The following is a 4,781-nucleotide window of genomic DNA, read 5'->3' on the forward strand; positions in this document are numbered from 1 at the left end:
AGATGTGTATAAGAGACAGGTCATCGTTGTAATCGGCGGGCTCCACCAAGGTGACGTCCATACCGTATCCGCAGTTTTGAAGAGCGGTCTGAGCCGCCTGACTGCTGGTGATATCGCCGTGCTTTTCGTCCTCGGCGATATCTTCGTCGATGGTGTAATCAACATCTTCCTGCGTTTCCTGACTCAGCTCCTCGCCGGTCGCCTGCGGATCGTCGTTCGGCGTTTCGGTAAAGTCACCGTTCTCGCCGCCGTAGGCGGATCCGGTCGTCGTCGGTGCCGCTGTGGTATCCGCGGCGCTTGACGAGCTGCTTGTCTTGCTCGAGCTGCCGCCGCCGCAGCCGGTCAGCATAGCCGCGGACGAAACAGCCAGTATCGCCGCCGCTATTGCGGATATTATTTTAGCTTTTTTCATGCTTGTTTACCTCTTGGTTCATTTAAGTTATAAGAGAAGTCGCGGTTTAGTTTCTCATAAGGTGGATGGTCGTTTCGGCTTTATCGATTATGCGCAGGTCGTTGTCGTAAGAGCACAGCTTGCGCGCCTGCTGCAAATCTACCCAGATAAAGCTGTCGATCTCCTCCTCCTGTATCTTCACGTTGTCGGTGAACGCCCGCGCTAGGAAGAACACCACGCGCTTGCGTATCTTGCCAAAGGGGCAGTATTCGCTTATCTCGCGGAAGTTGTTCACCAGCGTCACGTCAAGTCCGGTCTCCTCCTTTATCTCGCGGATAGCGGTCTCCTGCTCAGTCTCGCCCTGCTCTATATGACCCTTGGGAAAGCTCCAGTATCTTCCGTTATTGTTTTTTACAAGCAGTATCTTTGTGTTCTGCTTGGTCTTGTAGAAGATTATTCCGCCGCAGGATTTTTCGTAAAGGCAGCGCATAGATTTTACTTTGACGTTTCTCAGCTTTGAAAGCCGATCCCTCAGCTCGGGCTCGTAAAATATCTCTCCCGGCTGGGCAATTATCAGCCGCTCTCCGGACATACCCTCAAATTCGGCGACGGCAACGACAACGCCGTCAAAGAACTCTTTTATACGCTTGCGCGTCACTACATACGCGCTGCGGTTGCTGATGACCGACGAGCTGACGTACGCGGAGTACAGTCCGTCGGCAATGCTTCCGTACAGCGTTCCTCTGACGTTTTCCGCTATCATTCCGTCTCCTCCTTTCTCAGGGTAGTTTCAAATCAGTTGAACATCGCTTCAATGCTGTCAAAGTGGTCGGCGTTGTTGGCGCTCATCACACCGTTGAGGAACAGCACGTCGGTTATGCCGTTATTTCTGCAATAGGTCGGGAAGTCTACGCTGGACGCGTCTCGGAATGAGCGCAGGTCGCACACATGTACTTCCTCATAGTTGCAGGTCAAATAGGGCACAAACGCGTTGCCGTAGCTCTCCTTTATGACCGCTATCTTTCTTCCGGCTGTAGCCTTATCCGAGCTTGACTTCATCACTGTCAGCGGATTGTCGCCGAAGATGAATACGCCGTAGGCTAAGCTGCCGCCCTCTTCGCCCTCAAAATAGGGGCTGTCGTAGGTCTGCGTGTTGCCGTAATCATCGGTGATATCCATCGTGACCGAATACGGGAACTGCCAGTAATGCACCGTGTCGGTGTCGATTCCCTCAGCGTAGTTGTAAAGCGAGCCCGTAAAGCCGTCTATCGTGCCTTCGGTGCAGTCCTCGAGCGCAAGCTTCGGCATACCGAGAGTGTCGGCGAACGCCGTGTATGCGTAGTAGGAGCCGAGTCCCGTCCAGTGGTGGTCTGACTTGAAGTAGATGTAGTCGTTGCAGTGCTCAGACAAATAGTTGTAGGCGTTGATGGGAGTGACCTTGCTCTTGTCCATTGCCGCGTAAGCGGTCTTGATGTTGTCCGCCTGCGAGGTGGTGGGGGCGTCGCCGCTGTCCTTGAGCCTTGCGGGAAGACCCATTTCGGTGTGGTTGGGGATTATCATGCTGTAAACGTTCATGCCCGTCAGCTTGCCCGAAAGATCGTTTACCATATCAACGTAACCTTCTACGGTGTCCTCGCTGCCGCCGAACAGCTCAAACGCCTGATTGTTCCAAACGTAAATGGCGTTCGCTACATATCCCGACGCGTTGTTGTCGGTCGGATTGGCGGGGATGAAATTATCGATGGCGAGTTTGTCGGTGTTCACAGTATCGGTTGTGCGATTTGCTTCGGTCGCCGCAACGGTAGTTGTTTCCGCGGGCTTGGTTTCCGTGCTGGCGTTGGTTGAGCTTCCGCCGGGATTGCACGACCTTATCATCAAAACCAAAAGCACGATGACCAGCGTGATAGCCAGCGCGCCGGTAGCAACTATGATAATGCGGTTGCGCGTTCTCGCGCGCATCCTGCGCTTGCTCGGTCTGCGTTTGTTGTAAGGCGGTCTGCCGTTCATGGTGGTGTTCCTGTTGTTTCTGCGGTCAGGCTGACGGCGGCGGTATTCGCGGCTGTCTATGCTCTCGTCATAGTTGTCAAAATTATAGTAATCGGAATTATTTCGGTCACTCATTAGCAATCACCTTTTCGTGTTTTTTGTATATATATAATCATTATACAACAAACTTCCCGCAAAAACAATATTATAAATAAATTTTCTACACCCAAAAGTATAGGTTTTTTTCGCGAGCGAAAAGTATAGCCAAAGGATAAGAGCGCCCCAAAACGGGACGCCCTCGGAAGAGAGATTATTTATTATAAAGAAAGGAGATGGAAATTTGAAAAATTGTTTGTAGTATTATTTGCCGGTTTCCGATTTCCGGCGTTTTGCATATCTATCTTAAATATACCTTCTAAATTCAAACGTGTCGTCTTTCGCACACGTCCATGGTGTAGACATTGCGGTTTTTGTCTACCATAGTGATCGAAATCATGGGAGCAAGCTTGTTGAACTGAACCAAAAAGCTCTCTTTTCCGCCGTCGTGGATGCCTGCCACTATTTGCAAAGCTTCGTTCTCCCTTGCAAATTTAACAGCCGCCTTAGGAGCGTCGCTGCTGAAAATTATCGTCATATCCGCTCCCGCGCGTTTCGATACGCGGTTCAGATATTCAAGCTGATCGCTAATGAGCGCGTAGTTTTCGGTAGGCATTAGCACGCTCAGCACATGGAGCTCGCAATCATATTCCGCGGCGAGCTGTTCAGCCGTTTCAATTATTCGGTCACATTCATATTGGCTTGTTACACAGGCAACTACCGACGGTTGATTTCTGTTCATCGGTTTCACCTCCTTCGTTTGCTGTGACTATATACTACCCCCCTTGTTTGAAAGGAATATATAAACAGTGTGAAGTAATTGTGAAAGTTTCTGAAAAACCGCGTGTTTTCACTTCGGATTTTTAAAAATAGTATGTGAGTATACGCGAGTAAATAAGAGAAAATAAACGAATACGCGAGATTTCACCGAGCTAAATTAAATATTTTCAAAAAAGTGTTGACTTTCCCCAAAAACTATACTATAATCATAAAGCACGAAAAAAACAGGAGGAATGAAAATGTCAACATTTTTAGCAAAACCCGCCGAGGTTGAGCGCAAGTGGTACGTCATCGACGCTGCCGGCAAGCCCCTCGGAAGAGTTGCCGTACAGGCTGCTGTGCTGCTCAGAGGCAAGCATAAGCCCACCTTTACTCCCAACGTAGACTGCGGCGACCACGTTATCATCGTAAACTGCAAGGACGCTGTTCTCACCGGCAACAAGCTCACTCAGAAGAAGTGGCAGCGCCACACCGGCTATATCGGCCATCTTAAAGAAACCCGTTACGATACCCTCATGGCTACCAAGCCCACCAAGGCTATGGAGCTCGCCGTTAAGGGTATGCTTCCCAAGAACACGCTCGGCAGAAACGCTCTTCTCAGACTCCGTCTGTTCGAGGGCGCGGAACACAACCATCAGGCTCAGAAGCCCGAAGCGTTTGAAGCTTAAGAAGGAGGCAGAACAGTATGTACGATAAGACACCTTATTTCTACGGCACAGGTAGAAGAAAAAGCTCCGTTGCCCGCGTAAGACTTTATCAGGGCACCGGCAAGATCACAATCAACGACCGCGACATCGACGATTATTTCGGCCTTGAAACTCTCAAGCTCATCGTTCGTCAGCCCCTCGCTCTCACCGAGACCGACGAGAAGTTCGACGTAGTATGCCGCGTTGCGGGCGGCGGCGTTACCGGTCAGGCGGGCGCAATCCGTCACGGTATCTCCAGAGCGCTGCTCCAGTACGACAGCGAAAACCTCAGAGGCAAGCTCAAGAAAGCAGGCTTCCTCACTCGTGACCCGAGAATGAAAGAGCGTAAGAAATACGGTCTCAAAGGAGCCCGTCGCGCGCCTCAGTTCTCAAAGAGATAATTTTCACGTTATTGTCTTTATCAAGGCTTCTGTTTATCGGAAGCCTTGTTTCTTTTTGACCACAGAGGCGTCCTCGGAGCATAGCTCCTGCGGTCGTGGCTAAAAACAGTCCGCCGGACTGTTTTCTTAACGCCCCGACAGTTCTCCAAGAGATAACAAATACGTTATTGTCTTTATCAAGGCTTCTGTTTGTCGGAAGCCTTGTTTCTTTTTGACCACAGAGGCGTCCTCGTCGGCATAGCCGACTGCGGCGGTGCTAAAAACAGTGCACCGCACTGTTTTCTTAACGCGCCTACAGTTTAGTAAGAGATAACAAATACGTTATTGTCTTTATCAAGGCTTCTGTTTATCGGAAGCCTTGTTTCTTTTTAACTGCAATACAGTGATTCTATTGCCATATGACCGGTTTCGTGGTAGAATTGCTGTCTCTTATACACATCT

At 50.1% G+C, this 4,781-nt stretch carries 5 protein-coding genes and 1 pseudogene; 2 read left to right on the forward strand and 4 right to left on the reverse strand.

Annotated elements, in window-relative coordinates; genetic code table 11:
• The 4 genes and pseudogenes from KQI83_RS02390 to KQI83_RS02405 all read right to left on the reverse strand — a co-directional run.
• Positions 1 to 412: pseudogene (locus KQI83_RS02390) on the reverse strand (hypothetical protein); the annotation flags it as partial.
• 46 nt (positions 413 to 458) lie between these two features.
• The gene (locus tag KQI83_RS16660) at positions 459 to 1,154 is read right to left on the reverse strand and encodes a bis(5'-nucleosyl)-tetraphosphatase (RefSeq protein WP_253295475.1); all 696 of its coding nucleotides are present in this window, start codon (positions 1,152 to 1,154) and stop codon (positions 459 to 461) included.
• 32 nt (positions 1,155 to 1,186) lie between these two features.
• Positions 1,187 to 2,512: a DHHW family protein gene (locus tag KQI83_RS02400; RefSeq protein WP_216554476.1), complete on the reverse strand. Its 1,326-nt coding sequence runs from the start codon at positions 2,510 to 2,512 to the stop codon at positions 1,187 to 1,189.
• Between the two features lie 286 nt (positions 2,513 to 2,798).
• Positions 2,799 to 3,215 (reverse strand): hypothetical protein, encoded by a 417-nt coding sequence (locus KQI83_RS02405; protein WP_216554478.1) that lies wholly within the window; start codon positions 3,213 to 3,215, stop codon positions 2,799 to 2,801.
• Between the two features lie 277 nt (positions 3,216 to 3,492).
• Between KQI83_RS02405 and rplM the strand changes: the two genes are divergently transcribed.
• Positions 3,493 to 3,921, forward strand: a complete 429-nt coding sequence (rplM, locus tag KQI83_RS02410) for a 50S ribosomal protein L13 (protein WP_216554480.1) — start codon at positions 3,493 to 3,495, stop codon at positions 3,919 to 3,921.
• A gap of 17 nt (positions 3,922 to 3,938) precedes the next feature.
• Entirely contained in the window at positions 3,939 to 4,340 is a 402-nt protein-coding gene (gene rpsI / locus KQI83_RS02415) for a 30S ribosomal protein S9 (RefSeq protein WP_216554482.1), read from the forward strand.
• Positions 4,341 to 4,781: the final 441 nt, after the last annotated feature.

Origin of the sequence: Roseburia sp. MSJ-14 (assembly GCF_018918225.1) — a bacterium.
In the GTDB taxonomy this organism is placed as follows: Bacteria; Bacillota; Clostridia; order Lachnospirales; family Lachnospiraceae; genus Petralouisia.